We start from the raw sequence: 18,219 nt of genomic DNA, 5'->3' as shown, positions 1-18,219 counted from the left end.
CGTGGCCGCTGCCGCGATGGTCGCGGCGCTGCTGAGCGTTACCGGTGGCGGCTTGGTACTCGGTGCGGCGGTCATCGCCCGACACCGTGCCCAGGCCGTCGCCGACCTGGCGGCTCTAGCCGGTGCGGGCCGGGTTCCAGCCGGGCCTGCCAGCGCCTGCGCGTACGTCACGATGCTGGGCTCGCGGATGCACGCCGGTGAAATTAGCTGCACGGTCGACGAACTCGATGTGGTGATCACCGTCGCCATGCCCGTGTCAGGCTGGCGGCTCGGCCCCGCCCGGGCGACGGCGCGCGCCGGGCCGGTGAGCTAAGGAGCTTCGACGGCGGCCGCCAACCCCGACTCGGCGAGTTCGGCCTCGGTGGGCAAACGCAGTGCGATCAGCCCAGCTACGGCGCCCTCGTCGAGCTCCACCCGGTTGACCGTCACGTGGACCGGCGCCCAGCCGCCGTCCATCTGGCGCAGCCGCAGCACCCCGCTCGCCGGGGCCTGGGAATGGGTCAGGTCGTTCTCCATCCGGGCGATCTGCGCCTGGTCGTCGGGATGGACCCGCGGTACATCGGCCGGACTGCGCCAGTCGTAGAACGGGCACGGCTCATCCAGCCACTTCAGCAGCCGCCGGTTGGCCAAATCCACCATGGCCCGGTGCACGCCCGGCTGGGCCAGCGCGCGCAGGATCTGCTGCGCCAGAAAGTCGGGGCGCTGCACTGCGCCGTCGAACTGGCCCCGCCAGTTCATCCCGCGCGTCACCAAATGCTCACGCCCGCCGGGAACGGACTCGCGAGCCGTGCGGACCACGAAGCCCACCCGAATGGTCTCACCGTTGAAATCGGTGACATCCCAACTGCTGCAGATGGTCTGTCCGGGTTCGGCCCGGATCGCCAGGGCCAGCACTTTGTTCTCGTTGGGGCTGAACTCGCGGGCGGGCAACTCTTCGACGAACGCGCGGCCGTGAGTGGCCTCCACCTCCGGATTCTTACCGCTGTTGGTCAGCGACTCCGTGGTGTCGGTGGCCACTCCCAGGGTCAGGTCCCACTTCAACGGGCCCGGGATGGGGCGCTCGGGTGGTTCCATGTCGGCCGGCCCGGTCCAGACGTGCACGCCGTGCACTCGGCCATCCGACATCACCACGGGCTCGGTCCGGATCACCCGATCGCGGCGCGCAGTGATGCTGGCCAGGCTCTGCCCGGTCCGCACCGATTCGGCGATCGCGGTCTGAATCGCCGCGAGGTGTGGGCTGCGTCGCAGGAACTGGGGGAGTGGCACGAGGTTCTTCAGCTGGCGGCCCTGCGCGACGACTACCGGTTCACCCCCGAGGGTCTCTACTAGCAACCAATCGTGCGCCACAAGTCGGGATATTACGGTCACCGCCCTTCTACCAGCGTCAACACCGAATAATTTCCTGGTTCTGACGCTCGTTTCTCACAGTCTGGCGCGCTGCCAAGTTGCAGAGGATCCGGTGTAGCCGGTAACTTACGGCCGCATCCGGTCATGTATCGGGTTGGGAACGGATCGCATCTCTCGACCGTTCGTCTTACTGTCCCGCGTGTTTTGTTGCGCGGTGACACCGGTCACTGCGACGCAGTTGCCGGGGTAAGGGCTCGGGGGAGTCGGCCGTTCGGGGGGTCGGCCGACTCCCGCAGTCATTCAGTGGCCGGGTGCGAGCCGTCGAGTTTGCCGAGCACCAATCGCAGCACTCGCACCGCGCCTTCCTTATCCAACGGGTCATTGCCGTTACCGCACTTGGGCGATTGCACACACGAGGGACAGCCGTGCGGGCACTCGCAGGATTCGATCGTCTCCGCCGTGGCGGTAAGCCAAGTAGCCGCCGCGCGGAATCCCCGCTCGGCGAAGCCGGCGCCGCCGGGGTGGCCGTCGTAGACGAAGACGCTGGGCAGGCTGCCTAGGGCTTCCGGACCCGCCGCGGTGGACAGGCCGCCGATGTCGCCGCGATCGCAGCTGGCCACTAGCGGCAGCAGCCCGATGGCCGCATGCTCGGCGGCGTGTAACGCCCCGGGGATCGCAGGCTCGGCGACCCCGCAGGCCGCCAGTGCGTCGGCGGTGACGGTGTAGACCACTGCCATGGTGGGCAAGGTCGCCGGTGGCACATCCAGGTCGATGAAGTCCAGCACCTCCCCGGTCGGCAGCCGCCGCAGATAGCCGATGATCTGGCGGGTCACCGTCACCGGCACCAGCCCGAGACTGACCGGACCGAACCAGGCGCGTTCGCCTTCCCCCGTCACGTCGATGTCGGTGATTTCGCGTGCGAACGTGGCGTAGCCGGGATCCTCGGCGTGCACGAACGCGATCTGACGCTCGATATCCAGCGAATCGACCACATAACTCTCGCCCTGATGCAAATACACCGCGCCGGTATGCACGGTGGCCGGCGCTTGCCCGGCGTCGACGCTGCCCAACAGCCGGCCGGTGTCGGCTTCCACGATTACCACCTGCCCTCCGGCTGACCCGCGGATCTCCACTGTCGCGTGGGGGTCGAGCCCGGGCGCCGGGAAGTACCGGTCGGACCGCCGTCGCAACAATCCGTCGTCGACCAGGGCGTCGGCCACGTGCTTGGCGCCCAGCTGCGCCACTTCGGCAACGGTCAGCGGCAGTTCGGTGGCCGCGCACAGCAGCTGCGGCCCGAGCACGTAGGGGTTGCCGGGGTCGATCACCACCTGCTCGATCGGCTTGTCCAACAGTGCCGCGGGGTGATGGACCAGATAGGTGTCCAGCGGGTCGTCGCGAGCGACCAGCACGATCAGTGCCGTCTGGCCTCGCCGTCCCGACCGGCCGGCCTGCTGCCAGAACGAGGTCACGGTGCCGGGGAAGCCGGCCATCACCACCGCGTCCAGCCCGGCGATATCCACTCCGAGTTCCAGGGCATTGGTGGTGGCCAGGCCATAGAGCTCACCGTCGGCCAGCGCGCGCTCCAAGGCGCGGCGATCCTCGGCCAGGTAGCCCGCCCGGTAAGAGGCAACCTTGTCGACCAGGGTCGGGGCGACCGATTCCAGCCGGGAGCGGGCGGCCAGCGCGGTGAGTTCCGCGCCCCGACGCGAGCGCACGAAGGTCAGGGTGCGTGCCCCCTCGGCGATCAGGTCGGCCATCACCCGGGCCGCCTCGGTGCCGGCGGCGCGGCGCACCGGTGCGCCGTTCTCGCCCGTCATATCGGTGCGCAGGGCCGGCTCCCACAGGGCCACCGTCCGGGCCCCGTGCGGCGAACCGTCCTCGGTGACCTCAGCGACGGGCCGGCCGATCAGCGCCGACGCGCTGGCGCCCGGTGAAGCGGTGGTAGCGCTGGCGAAGATCACGGTGGGCCCGGCAGTCAGCCCCGGCGCCGCATAACGCTCACACAATCGCAGCAGCCGTCGCAGCACCATCGCCACGTGCGAGCCGAAAATCCCCCGGTAGTAGTGGCATTCGTCGACGATCACGAAGCGCAGTCCGCGTAGGTAGGCCGCCCAGCGGGCGTGGTTGCGTAGCAGCGACAGGTGGATCATGTCCGGGTTGGAGAACACCCAGCGGGACCGTTCCCTGGCGAACCGGCGGATCTCGGCTGCGCTGTCGCCGTCGTAGGCGGTGGGTGCCACGGCTCCGGCCGCGCCACCCAGGCGTGGCACCGCCGCGGTCAGCGTGTGCGCCGCGCGCAGCTGATCGTGCCCCAGCGCCTTCGTCGGTGATAGGTAGAGCACCCGGGCGCGCGGATCGGTCGCCAGTGCTTGGAGCACCGGGAGTTGATAGGCCAGCGATTTTCCCGACGCCGTACCGGTGCTGATCACGACGTGACGCCCGGCGTGCGCCAATTCGGCGGCGGCCAGCTGATGTGACCATGGGACCTCGATCCCACGCCCGGTGAAGGCGCTGATCACATCCGGCTCAGCCCAGTCCGGCCAGGCGCCGGTGCGGCCCACTGATGCCGGCAGATCGGCGACGTGGCGCAGCGGATCTTCACCGGATTCGACCCCGGCGAGCGCGGCGGACAGCAATTCGCCGCCGAAATTCGCCGTCATTGGTCCCATCCTCAATTGCCTGCTTTATGCGGCGGTCCCAGCTTCGCCTCTACTACGTCGAGCCTCGCTGAACCGCCGGCCTTGAATGTCCGCCGCCGTATTGTTCACCCTTTGGCCGAGATTTCGGCACCGCAGTCTGTCCTCGGGGCGACGAACATGGTTGACTGATGGACGGTCGTAGCTTCTGTGTTTGTGTTAAGCCTTCGCAGGATCTGTGGTTGCGGCTGCAGTGCCCGCGGAGTGTGTCGGTGTCAGCACCGACCGACCGCCAGGGTACGGCGGTCGGAACAGGCCCGGGGTAGCGAAATGCGGTGCCCCGAACAACGGTGCGCACTGCACCGGGCATGAAGAGTAAGGAAAGATCGACAAATGCCACAGGGAACTGTGAAGTGGTTCAACGCGGAAAAGGGCTTCGGCTTCATCGCACCAGAGGACGGCTCGGCTGACGTGTTTGTCCACTACACGGAGATCCAGGGAAGCGGCTTTCGCACCCTCGAGGAGAACCAGCGGGTGGAGTTCGAGGTTGGGCAGAGCCCCAAGGGCCCCCAGGCCACGGGCGTCCGCGCCGTCTGAGCCACGGAATTTGACGTACCCCCCGGGCAGCTCCCGCCAACGGAGCTAAGCCGGGGGGTTTCGTTTCGGGCGGGTAAGACCGCCCCGGATGCCGCCGGATGGTGGACCGGCTTACTGTCGATGACGTGAGCCAGCTTTCCTTCTTTTCGGCAGAGTCGGTGCCGCCCAGCGTTGCCGACCTCACCGGGGTGCTGGCTGGCCCGGGACAGATCGTCGTGGTGGGCGACGGAGCGCGACTGTCGGTCGTGGTCGACGACCCATGGCGAGCTGTGGCACTGGCCGAGCTGATCGGCGAGGCCGGTCTGCTGTCCGAGGTCACTCGCACCGAGGAAGACACCCCGCTGGTGCGGACCGCGGTCGACGCGCGCCTGCGGGTGCTGGCCCAGGCCTGGACCCGCGGGGCGGTGAAGACTGTTCCGCCGGGGTGGTTGCCGGGTCCGCGTGAACTACGGGCGTGGACGCTGGCGGCGGGAACCGCCGAGGACGATCGATACCTGCTCGGACTCGACCCGCACGCGCCGGATACCTACGAGCCGCTGGCCTCGGCCATGATGCGGGTGGGAATCGCGCCTACGCTGATCGGGACCCGCGGAGGCCATCCGGCGCTGCGGATCACCGGCCGCCGCAGGTTGTCACGGCTGGTCGAAAACGTCGGGGAACCACCCGCGGATCCCGAGGCGTTGAGTCAATGGCCGCGTGTCGGAGGCACGATCCCAGGCCATGCGGACGGTCTTTGAGAGAATGTACTGCTGAACGCCGGTTTGCATCGGTACAGGCGTGAGTGCGAGATTGTCAGGTGTCCGCTGGCGGCGTGACGCGGCGGTGCGGACAGAAGTGGAGTGGTAAGCGCAAGGTGGCTGACTCTAAGACGGTGAGCGCCCGCAATGGCGATAAAACACCCGTGCGGCGGCTCGTCATTGTCGAGTCGCCGACCAAGGCACGGAAAATTGCGGGTTACCTAGGCCGCAATTACGTCGTCGAGTCCTCCCGGGGGCATATCCGGGACCTGCCGCGTAATGCCGCCGACGTACCGGCGAAGTACAAGACCGAAGCCTGGGCGCGCCTCGGCGTCAACGTCGACGCCGACTTCGAGCCGCTCTACATCGTCAGCCCCGACAAAAAGAGCACCGTTGCCGAGCTCAAGGATCTGCTCAAGGACGTCGACGAGCTCTATCTCGCCACCGATGGTGACCGGGAGGGCGAGGCGATTGCCTGGCACTTGCTGGAGACCCTGAAACCGCGCATTCCGGTCAAACGGATGGTGTTCCACGAGATCACCGAGCCGGCGATCCGCAATGCCGCCGAGAACCCCCGTGACCTGGACATCGACCTGGTGGACGCGCAGGAGACCCGGCGCGTCCTGGACCGGCTGTACGGCTACGAGGTCAGCCCGGTGTTGTGGAAGAAGGTCGCGCCGAAGTTGTCGGCGGGCCGCGTCCAGTCGGTGGCCACCCGCATCATCGTGCAGCGCGAACGCGAGCGGATGGCGTTCCGCAGGGCTTCCTACTGGGACGTGGTCGCCCAACTGGACGCCAGCGTCTCGGACCCGACGGCTTCCCCGCCCAACTTCACCGCCCGACTGGTCGCCGTCGACGAGCTGCGGATAGCCAGCGGCCGCGACTTCGACTCGCTGGGTGCGGTGCGCAAGCCCGCCGGGGGCGCAGGGGTGCGGGTGCTCGACGAAGCCGCGGCTACCGCCCTGGCGGCCGGACTGCAGGGCGCGTCGTTGTCGGTGACCTCGGTGGAGGAGAAGCCCTACACCCGGCGGCCCTACGCGCCCTTCATGACCTCGACGTTGCAGCAGGAAGCCGGCCGCAAGTTGCGGTTCTCCGCCGAGCGGACGATGAGCATCGCCCAGCGGCTCTACGAGAACGGCTACATCACCTATATGCGTACCGACTCGACGACGCTGTCGCAGTCGGCGATCGACGCCGCCCGTACCCAGGCGCGCCAGCTCTATGGCGAGGAGTATGTGTCGCCGTCGCCGCGGCAGTACACCCGCAAGGTCAAGAACGCCCAGGAAGCCCACGAGGCGATCCGGCCGGCCGGCGAGACGTTCGCCACCCCCGACGCGGTGCGCAACGAGCTGGGCAGTGACGAGTTCCGGCTCTACGAGTTGATCTGGCAGCGCACCGTGGCCTCGCAGATGGCCGACGCGCGCGGCACCACACTGAGCCTGCGGATCGGCGGACAATCCGGGGCTCAGCAGGTGACGTTCGCCGCCAGCGGCCGCACCATCACCTTCGCCGGCTTCCTCAAGGCCTACGTGGAGACCGTCGACGAGTTGGCCGGCGGTGAAGCCGACGACGCCGAGCGGCGGCTGCCGCAGCTGACCCAGGGCCAGCGGGTGGACGCCACCGAGCTGACCCCGGACGGGCACGCCACCAACCCGCCCGCGCGCTACACCGAGGCCTCGCTGGTCAAGGCGCTCGAAGAGTTGGGCATCGGCCGGCCGTCGACGTACTCCTCGATCATCAAAACTATCCAGGACCGCGGCTACGTCTACAAAAAGGGGAGCGCGCTGGTGCCCACCTGGGTGGCCTTCGCGGTGATCGGCCTGCTCGAGCAGCACTTCGGCCGGCTGGTCGACTACGACTTCACCGCGGCCATGGAGGACGAGCTCGACGGGATCGCCGCCGGGCGTCAGCGCCGTATCGACTGGCTGCACAACTTCTACTTCGGTGGTGACTACGGGGTCGAGGATTCGATCGCCCGGGCCGGCGGCTTGAAGAAGCTGGTCGGGGTCAACTTGGAGGGCATCGACGCCCGCGAGATCAACTCGATCCGCCTGTTCGACGACGCCGAGGGCAGGCCGGTTTATGTGCGGGTGGGCAAGAATGGGCCCTACCTGGAGCGCATGGTCACCGGTGACGACGGCGAGCCGACCCCGCAGCGGGCCAACCTGGATGACTCGCTGCCGCCGGACGAGCTGACCCTGGCGCTGGCCGAGGAACGCTTCGCTACCCCGCAGGAGGGCCGTTCGCTCGGTGTCGACCCGGCCACTGGGCACGAGGTTGTCGCCAAGGACGGCCGCTACGGCCCGTATGTCACCGAAGTGCTGCCGCCACCGCCGGACGACGAGTCGGGCGCGACGGCCAAGAAGGGCAAGAAGCCGACCGGCCCGAAGCCGCGCACCGGTTCACTGCTGCGCAGCATGAGCCTGGAAACGGTGACGCTCGATGACGCGCTGAAGCTGCTGTCGCTGCCGCGGGTGGTCGGCGTCGACCCCGAGTCCGGTGATGAGATCACCGCGCAGAACGGCCGCTATGGGCCATACCTGAAGCGCGGCACCGATTCTCGGTCGCTGGCCACCGAGGAGCAGATCTTCGAGATCTCCCTCGAAGAGGCGCTGAAGATCTACGCAGAGCCGAAACGCCGCGGCCGTCAAGCAGCTGCGACTGCGGCGCTGCGGGAGTTGGGTGCCGACCCGACCAGCGGCAAGCCGATGGTGATCAAGGACGGCCGATTCGGTCCGTACGTGACCGACGGCGAGACCAATGCCAGCCTGCGTAAGGGCGATGAGGTGGCCACGATCACCGATGAGCGTGCCGCCGAGCTGCTCGCCGACCGGCGGGCGCGGGGACCGGCCAAGAAGGCCGCCAAGAAGACTGCCCGCAAGGCGCCCGCGAAAAAGGCACCGGCGAAGAAGACTGCCGCGAAGAAGGCTGCGAAGAGCTGAGTCAGTCGGCTGCGACCGCAGTCTCGGCGTCCTCGGCGTCCTCGGGGATCTCGGCCGGGATCGCCTCCAGCGCTGCGAGATGCAGCGGCCGCGCCAACTGAGTCGGAACGGTGCGCCCGCGCAGCTCGACGATCTCGCCGACCTCCCAGCACAGCGCCTCGGCGTCGACCGCGCCGCTGACCGCCACCGCCGAAGCCAACACGTGGCCGTCCTCCAATTTGGCCAGCTCGGTCAGCCGGGCGGCCTCGTTGACCGGGTCGCCGATCACGGTGTATTCGAACCGGGCCCGGGCACCGATGTGGCCGGCGATGGCCCGCCCGGCCGACACCCCGATGCCGAACTCTTCGGAACCCAGCACCGGCAGCAGGCCGTCGTGCAGTTCGCGGGCCGCCGCCAAGGCCGCGCTTGAGGCGTCCGGGTGTTCGATGGGCGCCCCGAAGATGGCCAGCGCGGCGTCACCCTGGAACTTGTTGACGAAACCGCCGTGGCGTCCGACGGCCTCGACCACGACCCGGAAGAACTCGTTGAGCACGTTGACGACCTCGCTGGGCGGTCGCGTCGCGGCCAGCTGGGTGGAACCCACCAAGTCGATGAACAGCACCGCCACGTCGCGCTCCTGGCCACCCAGCTCGGTGCCGCGCTCCAGTGCGCGCCGGGCCACGTCCTCGCCGACGTAGCGGCCGAACAAGTCGCGCAGCCGCTGCCGCTCGGCCAAGTCACGCACCATGTCGTTGAACCCGGCCTGCAGCAGGCCCAGCTCACTGGCATCGTAGATCTGCATGTGCGCGTTGTAGTTACCGCGCTGCACCTCGCCCAGCGCCCAGCGCAGCTGGCGCAGCGGGTCGGCGATCGACATCGACACCAGCACGGTGCCGGCCAGCCCGATCACCAGTGCGGCCAGTGCCATCAGCAGGATCGGGGTGAAGAGCTTGTCCGGTGAGGCGTTGAGCAACGACGCCTTGCCGGCCAGCACCGACAGCACGATCGCCAGCACCGGGACGCCGGTCGACAGCAGCCAGGTCAGCAATTGGCGCAGGATCACGCCGGGCGCCCGCAGTTTCTCCGGGGTGCCGTCCCGCAGGGCCGCGACGGCCACCGGCCGCAGCACCCGCTCGGACTGCAGATAACCGATGATCGCGGTGGCGGCGGCGCCCAGTGCGGTGGCGGTGACCACCACCGGCACCACGTCGTGCACCACCTGCCAGCTGAGGGCGACGAACACCACCCCGCCCACCGCCCAGTAGCAGATGCTGATCAGGGAGCGGTAGAACGGCATCCGCAGCGCCCGGGACCGCGCCAGCTCGGTATCTGCGGGATCGGAGTCCGGGGCGTCCGCGTCAGCCAGCAGCGCCTCTCGGCGTTGCCAGCGGAACACCGGCATCAGCAGTGCGGTGCTGATCGAAAAGCCGAGGCCGAACAGGCACAGCAGCACGACGCCGAACAGTGCCAGGTTCAGCCGCGGCAGGTCCTGCAGGTTGATCCGGTCTTCCTCGGGCAGGCCGAACCGCAGGAAACCGAACACGAACAGCGACCCGATGATGTCGGCCTGCAGCATGCTCAGCGTGAAAACCGGCCAGGGAGTGCGCACGACCCAGCGGACGAATCGGTTGATCCGCCCGACCAGGGTCGTAGTGCTCACCAGCACACCGTATCGGGCGAGGCGACAAAGCCCGAGCCTGATTGTCCGGTCAAGCCGCTACTGTGACCGATGATGTCCGGGGTTTTCGCGCGTTTGGTGGGCCAGCAGTCGGTGGAAGCCGACCTGCTGGCTGCCGCGCGGGCGTCTCGGCGTGATTCAGCACACAGTGGCACGACAGCCGGCGGTATGACACACGCCTGGCTGATCACCGGCCCGCCCGGTTCGGGCCGGTCGATCGCGGCGGTGTGTTTTGCCGCGGCGCTGCAGTGCACGGCCGACGAGTCCGAGGGGGGACCCGGCTGCGGTCAATGCCGGGCCTGCACCACGACAATGGCCGGCACCCACGCCGACGTGCGGCGGGTGGTGCCGGAGGGACTGTCCATCGGCGTCGACGAAATGCGGGCCATCGTGCAGGCCGCCTCCCGGCGTCCCGGCACCGGCCGCTGGCAGATCGTGGTGGTCGAGGACGCCGACCGGCTCACCGAGGGCGCGGGCAACGCCCTGCTGAAGGTCGTGGAGGAGCCGCCGCCCTCGACGGTGTTCCTGTTGTGCGCCCCCTCGGTCGATCCCGAGGACATCGCCATCACGCTGAGGTCCCGGTGCCGCCACGTGGCACTGGTGACGCCGCCGCCGGCGGCCATCGCCCAGGTGCTGATCGAGGCCGACGGGCTCGACCGCGAGACCGCGGACTGGGCGGCCGCGGTCAGCGGCGGCCACGTGGGACGGGCCCGCCGGCTGGCCACCGATGCAGAGGCCCGCCAGCGCCGCCAGCGGGCGCTGTCCCTGGCCCGCGACGCGGCGACCCCGTCTCGGGCGTTCACCGCGGTCGACGAGTTGGTGGCCGCGGCCGAATCCGAGGCCCGGGATCTGACCGCCGAACGCGCCGAGGTCGAGACCGAGGAACTGCGTACCGCTTTGGGGGCCGGCGGCACCGGCAAGGGCACCGCCGGAACACTGCGCGGCACCGCCGGGGTGATCAAAGACCTGGAGCGCCGGCAGAAGTCTCGCCAGACCCGGGCCTCGCGCGATGCGCTGGATCGGGCCCTGATCGACCTGGCCACCTACTTCCGCGATGCTCTGCTGGCCGCCACGGCGTCGGCCGACGTCGCCCGGCCCAATCACCCGGACATGACCGATGCGGTGGCGGCCATCGCTGCCCACGCATCGCCGGATCGGCTGTTGCGCTGCATTGAGGCGGTGCTCGAATGCCGCGACGCACTGGCGGCCAACGTCAAGCCCCGCTTCGCGGTCGGCGCCATGGTGGCCACCGTCGGACAGGCCCTGCGAGACGACCTGTAGACTGACCCGGCCCGGTTTAGGCCGGGCGCGCCACCTTAGCTCAGTCGGTAGAGCAATTCACTCGTAATGAATAGGTCAGGAGTTCGATTCTCCTAGGTGGCTCCATACGTGGCTCCATACGTGCAGGTCAGGTGGGGTGTATCACCTCGCCTCTTGCGTGCTCTACGCAAACACGCGGTTCCCCTGACCGTCGGGGTCACGTCGGACCTCACCACCGATATCCCACGTTGTGCTGATCAACGCCCAGCGCGGGGAGTGCGTCATCTGTTAGTCATCACCTACCAGTACCTTCAGTGCAGCGTGGCCTTTGCGGGTGTGCGTCCCTGTCGCGATCCACGACCGGTGATTGAGGTCTTGCAGCACCTTCCACAGTGCGCAGATGCGCTTGCGATCGCTTCCGATCATGCGGGAGCGGTCGGTGATCGGATCCGTCATTGCACATGCCAGCACTGCGGCGTCGTCGAGGTGCCGCTCCCGGTCTCGGTTGTCCTCGACGTACGCAGCGCCTTTGAGTACCAGTGCCCCGAGAACATCGGGGATGCTCAGCATGACGGTGCCCTCGTCTGTGGTGATCTCACAGTTCACGGTCTTGCGCAGCGCTGAAGTTCCTCCAGGGACAGCGAACACCTTGCGGCGCAGTGCCTCCGGCCTCCACTTCGGAGACAGGTGATCGGCAACCATCACATCAACTATCTCAACGGCGTCATCAGGGCCGCGCGCGAATCGATGCACCGGCCCCCTGCCGACAGGTTTCCGTAACTTGTACCCGAGGCGCTCCAGCTCTTGGCTCACACCGCTGAAGGTCGCTGCACCAGTCTCGATGTGCAGGATCATGTCCACATCGCGAGTGGGTCGGGTCACCCGCACTCCCGCGTGCGCGGCGTGGAGCTGCACCATCAGCCCGCCGACCAGCGTCCATTGCGTGTGCGGGATTGTTCGCACGATCTCGGTGACCTGCGGCCACGGTGGCGGCCATCCCCCCGGCGGGGCGCTGATCTTCCACACCGGGCGTTCGGCAGTCGTAGGTGTGCTCATCGGACGCGATTTGACTTAACGTCGCCAGCGCGGAAATTCGCGAGCAATCCTCCCAGCACCCGTTCGCCCGCAGCGGCTTCCCGGGTGTCGAGGGACTCCGACAGGTCCACGGCGATAGCGGCGAGGAGCGGACGGTCCACTGTGTACCCTGCGTCGTCGGGGACGATGCGCACCACCACTTCTCCTTCGAGGTCGTCGTACAGTCCGAATTTGTTGACCAGACCGTCGAATTCGCTTGCCAGGACGTAACCATCGGACCCACGGTCCACCGGGGACAGGTCGAACAGTGCGGCCATCTGGGGCTCGCGCAGCGCGCTCACACCGGTGGGCAGCAGGCCGCTGTCCTTGCCCCACCCCTGCATCTGGCGCACCGTTGCACGGCGGCGGGCCAGCCATGCAACCTCGCGGGGATTCGCTGCGCGCAGACGGTGTCGCAACCGGGACAACGCCGAGGCGTCCATCCACCGCGGCTGCTCTCCCGACAGCAACGCGAGTGCAGCCCAGGCCGTCGCAGCGGTCCACGGTCGCCCGTTGTGCCGGACTCTGTTGGCTAGGCGGTGCACGGAGGCTGCGTCGAGCAGCAGCGTGCGCCCGACGACCCGACTCACCGTCAGCACCTTCTGACGCGCCAGCCTTGCCACCTGGCGTTCGCTTACCTCCAGCTGCGCGGCGGCGTCAGCGGCAGTCATCTCTGCCATGCGCATATGGTCTTTCAAAAGACCTATTAAGTCAATAGTGGCAGTTCAAGCTCGGAAAACTGGCGTCGCATGGCTGCAGCTGCCGCAGGTCTCAATTGACGGTCGGGTCATCATGAATGGTGTCGACCATGCAGACGGTGGAGCCGGAGCGGTCGATGCCGTGTCTGACCTCGCCCCCGCTAATAGCAATGATTTTCAATAAGCGGCTAGTCTAGTCGCACCAGACCGCGCCGATGAAGTGAGCAATCTTGTTGCCCAACAACGCCAAACCCACCGTCTCAGCACTCTTTCGTCACGTGGAGACCCTGCACGGCGATCGAGAATGGGGTGCCATGTTGGATTCCGGCGCTGGGGTGAAATCCCTGCAATGGATCCAGGCGCTGCCGACCGATCGTTGGACGGCGATCACCGCCGCACCCAGCATGGCCGACGAGACCCGTGCGGCGCTGGGCGACGGAATTCGGCCACAAGACCGGCTGCTGGTCGGCAACTGGATCGATGACAGCCTGCTCGCCGGCGAAACATTCGACACCGTGCTGGTCGACTATCTCGTCGGCGCAATCGAGGGCTTTGCCCCGTACTGGCAGGACCGAGTGTTCGAAAGGCTGCGCCCCTTGGTCGCCGAACACGGCCGACTCTATGTCACCGGGCTCGAACCCTATGTTCAGTACCAGCCCACCACCGAAAGCGGCCGCATCATTTGGGAAATCGGTCGGGTCCGCGATGCGTGTCTACTGCTGGCCGGTGAACGGCCCTACCGGGAATATCCCCTTGAATGGATGCTGCGGCAGCTCGAACGAGCTGGGTTCCAGATCGTGGAGAGCCGGCGGTTCCCGATTCGCTACGGCACGCGGCATATCAACCGCCAGCTCGAGATGTGCCGCGGGCGACTTCAACGCTTCGGGTCCGCGGCACTCGGCAGCGGGATGCTCCAGTATGTCGAAGAACTGCGGATTCGAGCGATGCTCATCCTCGCCCGCGAAGGTGGCCTCAGACACGGCCACGACTACGTGATCGCCGCCGAACCCATGCCCTGACAGGCCTCAGATGTACATCGCCGGGTCGATGTAACTGGTCGGGTCCACCAGCGGCTCGCGCTGCTTCTCGGTGCGGTGTCGCACCGCAGCGGGAATTCCGGTGGCGATGCAATCCGCCGGAACATCCTGGGTGACAACGGCATTGGCGCCGATCGCGCTGCCGTCGCCAATGGTGATCGGGCCGAGGACCTTCGCGCCGGCGCCCACCGTGACACCGTTGCCGATGGTCGGGTGACGCTTGCCGTGACTCAGCGAGCGCCCGCCGAGGGTGACACCGTGGTAGACCATGACGTCATCGCCGATCTCGGCGGTCTCACCGATCACCACGCCCATGCCGTGGTCGATGAAGAACCGCCGCCCGATGATCGCGCCCGGATGGATTTCGATACCGGTGGCGAACCGGGTGGCCTGAGCCAAGATTCGGGCTACCCCGCGCAGTGCCGGTCTGGCCCACAGCCGGTGCGCAAGGCGATGCGACCAGATCGCGTGCAGGCCGGAATAGACCAGCGCGTTCTCGAAGTCGCCGCGCGCGGCCGGGTCATGGTCGCGCGCGTTGCGCAGGTCCTCGCGCAGCGCCGTCCACACGCTCATGAGGGCGATCACTGGCGAATGTGTTCGAACAGCGGCGTCGAGATGTAGCGCTCGCCGAAGTCGGGAACCACCACCACGATCAGCTTCCCGGCGTTCTCCGGGCGCTTGGCGAGCTCAAGGGCGGCCCACACGTTGGCACCGGCCGAGATTCCGCCGAGGATCCCCTCCTCGGTGCCCAGCGCACGTGCCACTCGGATGGCGTCGTCGAACTGCGCGTCGATGATCTCGTCGTAACAGTCGCGGTCGAGCACTTCGGGGACGAAGTTGGCTCCCAGGCCCTGGATCTTGTGCGGACCGGGGTCGGCGCCGTGCAGGATCGCGGAGTCCTTGGGTTCCACGCCGACGATCTGGACTTCGGGCTTGTGGGCCCGCAGGGTGTGCGAGACGCCGGTCAGCGTGCCGCCGGTGCCGATCCCGGCGACGAAGAGGTCGACGGCGCCGCCGGTGTCCTTCCAGATCTCTTCGCCGGTCGTCCGTTCGTGGATGGCCGGGTTGGCCGGGTTGGCGAATTGGTCTGCGGACAAAGCGTTGTGGGTGTCGGCGACGATCTGTTTCGCCTTGGCCACCGCGCCGGCCATGCCCTCGGAGCCGGGAGTCAGCACGATCTCGGCGCCGTAGGCGCGCAGCATCACCCGGCGCTCGGTGGACATGGTGTCCGGCATGGTCAGGATTACCTTGTAGCCGCGGGCGGCGCCGACCATGGCCAGGGCGATGCCGGTGTTACCGCTGGTGGCCTCGACGATGGTGCCGCCGGGGCGCAGCTGGCCGGATTTCTCGGCGGCGTCGATGATCGCGACACCGATCCGGTCCTTGACGCTGTTGGCGGGGTTGTAGAACTCGAGTTTGGCCACCACCTGGGCGCCCAAGCCTTCGGTCAGCCGGTTGAGTCGCACCAGCGGGGTATGACCGATCAGCTCGGTGACGTTGTCGTAGATCCTGCCCACCTATGCGCTCCCTTCGGCGATGCGCCGTACGGCCTTGATGAAGACGTCGATCTCTTCGAAAGTGTTGTAGAACGCGAACGACGGTCGCACGGTGGCCTCCAGGCCGTAGCGGCGCAGGATCGGTTGCGCGCAGTGGTGACCGGCGCGCACCGCGATGCCCTCGGAGTTGAGCGCCTTGCCCACTTCTACCGGGTCGTGGCCGGCCAGCACGAACGACAACACACTGGCCTTCTCGTCAGCGGTGCCGACGATCCGCACCCCGGGGATCTCGGCCAGGCGTGGTGTGGCGTACTCCAGCAGGGCGTGTTCGTAGGCGGCGATGCGTTCGATGCCCACGCGCTCGACATAGCGCAGGGCTTCGCCCAGGCCGACCGCGTCGGCGATGTTTCCGGTGCCCGCCTCGAACTTGTTGGGCGGTTCTTGATAGAGCGAGCGTTCCAGGGTGACGTCGGCAATCATGTTGCCTCCACCCTGCCACGGTGGCGTCTCGGCCAGCGCCTCGGCGGTGCCGTAGAGCGCTCCGATCCCGGTGGGACCGAAGATCTTGTGTCCGGAGAACGCGAAGAAGTCCGCGCCCAGCGATTGCACGTCGATGGGAATGTGCGGGATCGACTGTGCCCCGTCGATCAGCACCCGCGCGCCGTAGCGGTGTCCGAGTTCGACGATGTCGTGCACCGGGGTAACGGTGCCCAGTGCGTTGGAGACATGGGTGGCCGCAACCAGTTTGGTCCGCGGACTCAACAGGTCCTCGAACTCGCCCAGCAGCAGATTGCCGGCGTTGTCCACCGGTGCCACCCGCAGAATCGCACCGGTCTTCTTCGCGATCAATTGCCACGGAACGATATTCGCGTGGTGCTCCAGATGGGTGATGACGATCTCGTCGCCGGGCCCCAGATGCTTGCCGCCCCAAGCGTACGCAACCAGGTTGATGACGATGTCCTCGCTGCGCGGTGCCCCCAGGAACCGCCGCACGGTGTCGCGGGCGTCCTCATAGGCATCGGTGGCGCGGGCCGCGAGTTCGTGTGCGGCCCGGTGGATGTTGGAGTTCTCGTGGGCGTAGAAGTACGACAGTCGGTCGATCACGGCCTGCGGCTTCTGCGTAGTGGCGGCATTGTCGAACCAGATCAACGGCTTGCCGTTGACGGTCTCGCGCAGGATCGGAAAGTCAGCGCGCACCGCGTTGACGTCGAAAACCTCATACGAGTCCGGCACCGTCGGAGCCGGGTCGGCCGCCGGCACCCGATGGGACAAGAAGGCGTAGTTCGCCTCGTCGCCGCCCACCGCCGGCGCGGGGGCGTCGTGCCAATCCAGCTGCGGAACCGTGGGGGCGCCGCCCGGCCAGCCGGGGGCCGACCCACGCGGGGCAACCGGGACAGCCCCGGCCGGGGAACCGGCCAGCACCCCGGGCACGGTCGGCACGATCCCGCTCGGCACCGCGAACGCCGACAGGTCGGCTACCCCCGGCGGCAGCAGCCCGGACGGGTCGGGCGCACCGCCGCGCGGTGCCACCGCGGTGGTCTGCGGCGGGGAATCCGGTCCGGGCCGGGCGGCATACAGCTGGTTAGCCAAAACCTCCAGCTCAGCGGCGCTGAACGGCAGGTTTACCGGCCCCGGATCACTTGTACTCATGGAAACGGTCCACCGAGACATCGTCGAGCACAGCGAGCGCATCGTCGGTGAGCACGGCCAACGAGTTGTACAGCGTGACCAGGTAGGACGCGATCGCCGACCGGTTGATGCCGGTGAACCGCACCGACAGGCCCGGCGCCTGCTCGCCGACCAGGCCGGGCTGGAACAACCCGACGACGCCTTGGCGCTCCTCGCCGGTGCGCACCAGCAGGATCTTGGTCTTGGAGTCCTCCACCGGAACCTTGTCGCTGGGCACGATCGGGATGCCGCGCCAGGTGATGAACTGGGCGCCGAACAGGTTCACCACCACCGGCGGCACGCCGCGGCGGGTGGCTTCACGGCCGAAGGCGGCCACCTCCGGGGTGACCTGCGCCAACAGGCCGTACTCCGGGTTGTTGACCAGCTCGAACTCCTGGCGTTCCTTGATGGTCTCGATGGTCAGGCGCAGCTGCTGTGCGACCTGGTCGTGCGGGCTGGAGTACAGGTCGGAGACCCGGGTGTGCACATCAAGCAGTGTCGAGATCGACCGCAGGGTGTACTCCCGCGGACTGGTCTCGTAGTCCACGAACGTCTGCGGCAGCGGCTCCTCTGAACCGGCGCCCTGCTCAGCCGCGATGGCGACCTGGCCGGGGTTGACCACCCGGTTGACCCGGTAGATACCGGCTTCGACCGGGACCCAGTTCAACAGGTGCAGCAGCCAGCGCGGCGTGATGGTGGCCAGCTGCGGGACAGTCTTGGTCGCATTCGCGAGTTGCCGTGCGGCGAGGTCTCCGAGCGCCTGAGATTCGTTCTGAGCGGACGTCATTACTTTCCTCCTGATGAGTGCCGGCGCCAATCATGGACTATCGTCCGGGTTTGCCCACCAGTTGCGCTCAGGGCGAATTGAATCCCTCGCAGTTCGCGCCGCTGCGGTGCATGTCGTAGGGTATGTGCATGTCGAACATCACGCTGCCACAGCCGCACGCTTTGTGCTGCCTTGCCGCGTGTTGTTGTTGTTGATTCTCTGACGCCCTGATTCCTTAGCGTCGCAGCCCGCCCCCTTTGCTTGGCGAGGTGCTGCCGTGCGCGCTTCAGACCAGAAAGTCGAC

Annotated in this window: 14 protein-coding genes, 1 tRNA gene and 1 pseudogene; 7 read left to right on the top strand and 9 right to left on the bottom strand. The window is 67.7% G+C overall.

Features of this window, described 5'->3' with window-relative positions; translation table 11 throughout:
- The first annotated feature begins 1 nt into the window (after position 1).
- Positions 2-313: an Rv3654c family TadE-like protein gene (locus BN4346_RS49240; protein WP_067976544.1), complete on the top strand. Its 312-nt coding sequence runs from the start codon at positions 2-4 to the stop codon at positions 311-313.
- Here BN4346_RS49240 and BN4346_RS44020 read toward each other — a convergent pair.
- Both BN4346_RS44020 and BN4346_RS44015 read right to left on the bottom strand, forming a co-directional pair.
- Positions 310-1,347, bottom strand: coding sequence for a PAS domain-containing protein (locus BN4346_RS44020; RefSeq protein ID WP_067976542.1), 1,038 nt, complete (start codon positions 1,345-1,347; stop codon positions 310-312). The two genes, BN4346_RS49240 and BN4346_RS44020, sit on opposite strands and share 4 nt — an antisense overlap.
- 296 nt (positions 1,348-1,643) lie before the next feature.
- Positions 1,644-4,007: a DEAD/DEAH box helicase gene (locus BN4346_RS44015; protein ID WP_067976540.1), complete on the bottom strand. Its 2,364-nt coding sequence runs from the start codon at positions 4,005-4,007 to the stop codon at positions 1,644-1,646.
- 369 nt (positions 4,008-4,376) lie between these two features.
- Here BN4346_RS44015 and BN4346_RS44010 point away from each other — a divergent pair, with 369 nt between their 5' ends.
- The 3 genes from BN4346_RS44010 (at position 4,377) to topA (ending at position 8,259) form a co-directional block, all read left to right on the top strand.
- Positions 4,377-4,580 carry a cold-shock protein gene (locus BN4346_RS44010; protein WP_005138711.1) on the top strand — a complete coding sequence of 68 codons (204 nt, stop codon included), beginning with the start codon at positions 4,377-4,379 and terminating at the stop codon, positions 4,578-4,580.
- A 125-nt stretch (positions 4,581-4,705) separates the two neighbouring features.
- Positions 4,706-5,317 (top strand): hypothetical protein, encoded by a 612-nt coding sequence (locus tag BN4346_RS44005; protein ID WP_067976691.1) that lies wholly within the window; start codon positions 4,706-4,708, stop codon positions 5,315-5,317.
- Between the two features lie 134 nt (positions 5,318-5,451).
- Positions 5,452-8,259 (top strand): type I DNA topoisomerase, encoded by a 2,808-nt coding sequence (topA, locus tag BN4346_RS44000; RefSeq protein WP_407695155.1) that lies wholly within the window; start codon positions 5,452-5,454, stop codon positions 8,257-8,259.
- A 1-nt stretch (position 8,260) separates the two neighbouring features.
- Here the strand turns inward: topA and BN4346_RS43995 are convergent, their stop codons facing one another.
- A complete protein-coding gene (locus tag BN4346_RS43995) occupies positions 8,261-9,940 on the bottom strand; it encodes an adenylate/guanylate cyclase domain-containing protein (RefSeq protein ID WP_096867735.1) in 1,680 nt (559 codons plus the stop codon).
- Positions 9,941-9,970: 30 nt separating this feature from the next.
- Between BN4346_RS43995 and BN4346_RS43990 the strand changes: the two genes are divergently transcribed.
- Positions 9,971-11,197, top strand: coding sequence for a DNA polymerase III subunit delta' (locus tag BN4346_RS43990; RefSeq protein WP_208863308.1), 1,227 nt, complete (start codon positions 9,971-9,973; stop codon positions 11,195-11,197).
- A gap of 29 nt (positions 11,198-11,226) precedes the next feature.
- Positions 11,227-11,302: transfer RNA gene (locus BN4346_RS43985), tRNA-Thr, on the top strand.
- A gap of 162 nt (positions 11,303-11,464) precedes the next feature.
- Here the strand turns inward: BN4346_RS43985 and BN4346_RS43980 are convergent.
- Positions 11,465-12,232, bottom strand: a complete 768-nt coding sequence (locus BN4346_RS43980; protein WP_235653785.1) for a hypothetical protein — start codon at positions 12,230-12,232, stop codon at positions 11,465-11,467.
- A complete protein-coding gene (locus BN4346_RS43975) occupies positions 12,229-12,930 on the bottom strand; it encodes a hypothetical protein (protein ID WP_067976687.1) in 702 nt (233 codons plus the stop codon). The genes BN4346_RS43980 and BN4346_RS43975 overlap by 4 nt, the downstream gene beginning before the upstream one ends.
- Positions 12,931-13,205: 275 nt before the next feature.
- Here BN4346_RS43975 and BN4346_RS43970 point away from each other — a divergent pair.
- A pseudogene (locus tag BN4346_RS43970) lies at positions 13,206-13,967 on the top strand (class I SAM-dependent methyltransferase); the annotation flags it as partial.
- 6 nt (positions 13,968-13,973) lie between these two features.
- Here BN4346_RS43970 and epsC read toward each other — a convergent pair.
- Genes epsC through BN4346_RS43950 form a run of 4 tightly spaced genes read right to left on the bottom strand, consistent with a single transcriptional unit; the run spans position 13,974 to position 17,936 of the window.
- Complete coding sequence (gene epsC / locus BN4346_RS43965) at positions 13,974-14,558, bottom strand: serine O-acetyltransferase EpsC (protein WP_067976685.1); 585 nt, start codon at positions 14,556-14,558, stop codon at positions 13,974-13,976.
- A gap of 8 nt (positions 14,559-14,566) precedes the next feature.
- The gene (cysK, locus tag BN4346_RS43960; protein WP_067976537.1) at positions 14,567-15,502 is read right to left on the bottom strand and encodes a cysteine synthase A; all 936 of its coding nucleotides are present in this window, start codon (positions 15,500-15,502) and stop codon (positions 14,567-14,569) included.
- Positions 15,503-17,131, bottom strand: a complete 1,629-nt coding sequence (locus BN4346_RS43955) for a family 2A encapsulin nanocompartment cargo protein cysteine desulfurase (protein ID WP_067976535.1) — start codon at positions 17,129-17,131, stop codon at positions 15,503-15,505.
- Positions 17,118-17,936, bottom strand: coding sequence for a hypothetical protein (locus tag BN4346_RS43950; protein WP_067976533.1), 819 nt, complete (start codon positions 17,934-17,936; stop codon positions 17,118-17,120). The genes BN4346_RS43955 and BN4346_RS43950 overlap by 14 nt, the downstream gene beginning before the upstream one ends.
- Positions 17,937-18,219: the final 283 nt, after the last annotated feature.

The organism is Mycolicibacter icosiumassiliensis, from assembly GCF_900078685.2.
Taxonomy (GTDB): domain Bacteria; phylum Actinomycetota; class Actinomycetes; order Mycobacteriales; family Mycobacteriaceae; genus Mycobacterium; species Mycobacterium icosiumassiliensis.
The sequence above is the reverse complement of the archived record's forward strand: the minus strand, read 5'-3'. Positions and strand labels throughout refer to the sequence as shown.

Bases quoted from the DNA above. Each gene is read 5' to 3' on its own strand.
- BN4346_RS43980 (WP_235653785.1), bottom strand. From the start codon at position 12,232: ATGAGCACACCTACGACTGCCGAACGCCCGGTGTGGAAGATCAGCGCC.
- BN4346_RS43990 (WP_208863308.1), top strand. From the start codon at position 9,971: ATGTCCGGGGTTTTCGCGCGTTTGGTGGGCCAGCAGTCGGTGGAAGCC.
- epsC (WP_067976685.1), bottom strand. From the start codon at position 14,558: ATGAGCGTGTGGACGGCGCTGCGCGAGGACCTGCGCAACGCGCGCGAC.
- BN4346_RS43950 (WP_067976533.1), bottom strand. From the start codon at position 17,936: ATGACGTCCGCTCAGAACGAATCTCAGGCGCTCGGAGACCTCGCCGCA.
- BN4346_RS44010 (WP_005138711.1), top strand. From the start codon at position 4,377: ATGCCACAGGGAACTGTGAAGTGGTTCAACGCGGAAAAGGGCTTCGGC.
- BN4346_RS43955 (WP_067976535.1), bottom strand. From the start codon at position 17,131: ATGAGTACAAGTGATCCGGGGCCGGTAAACCTGCCGTTCAGCGCCGCT.
- BN4346_RS44015 (WP_067976540.1), bottom strand. From the start codon at position 4,007: ATGACGGCGAATTTCGGCGGCGAATTGCTGTCCGCCGCGCTCGCCGGG.
- BN4346_RS43975 (WP_067976687.1), bottom strand. From the start codon at position 12,930: ATGGCAGAGATGACTGCCGCTGACGCCGCCGCGCAGCTGGAGGTAAGC.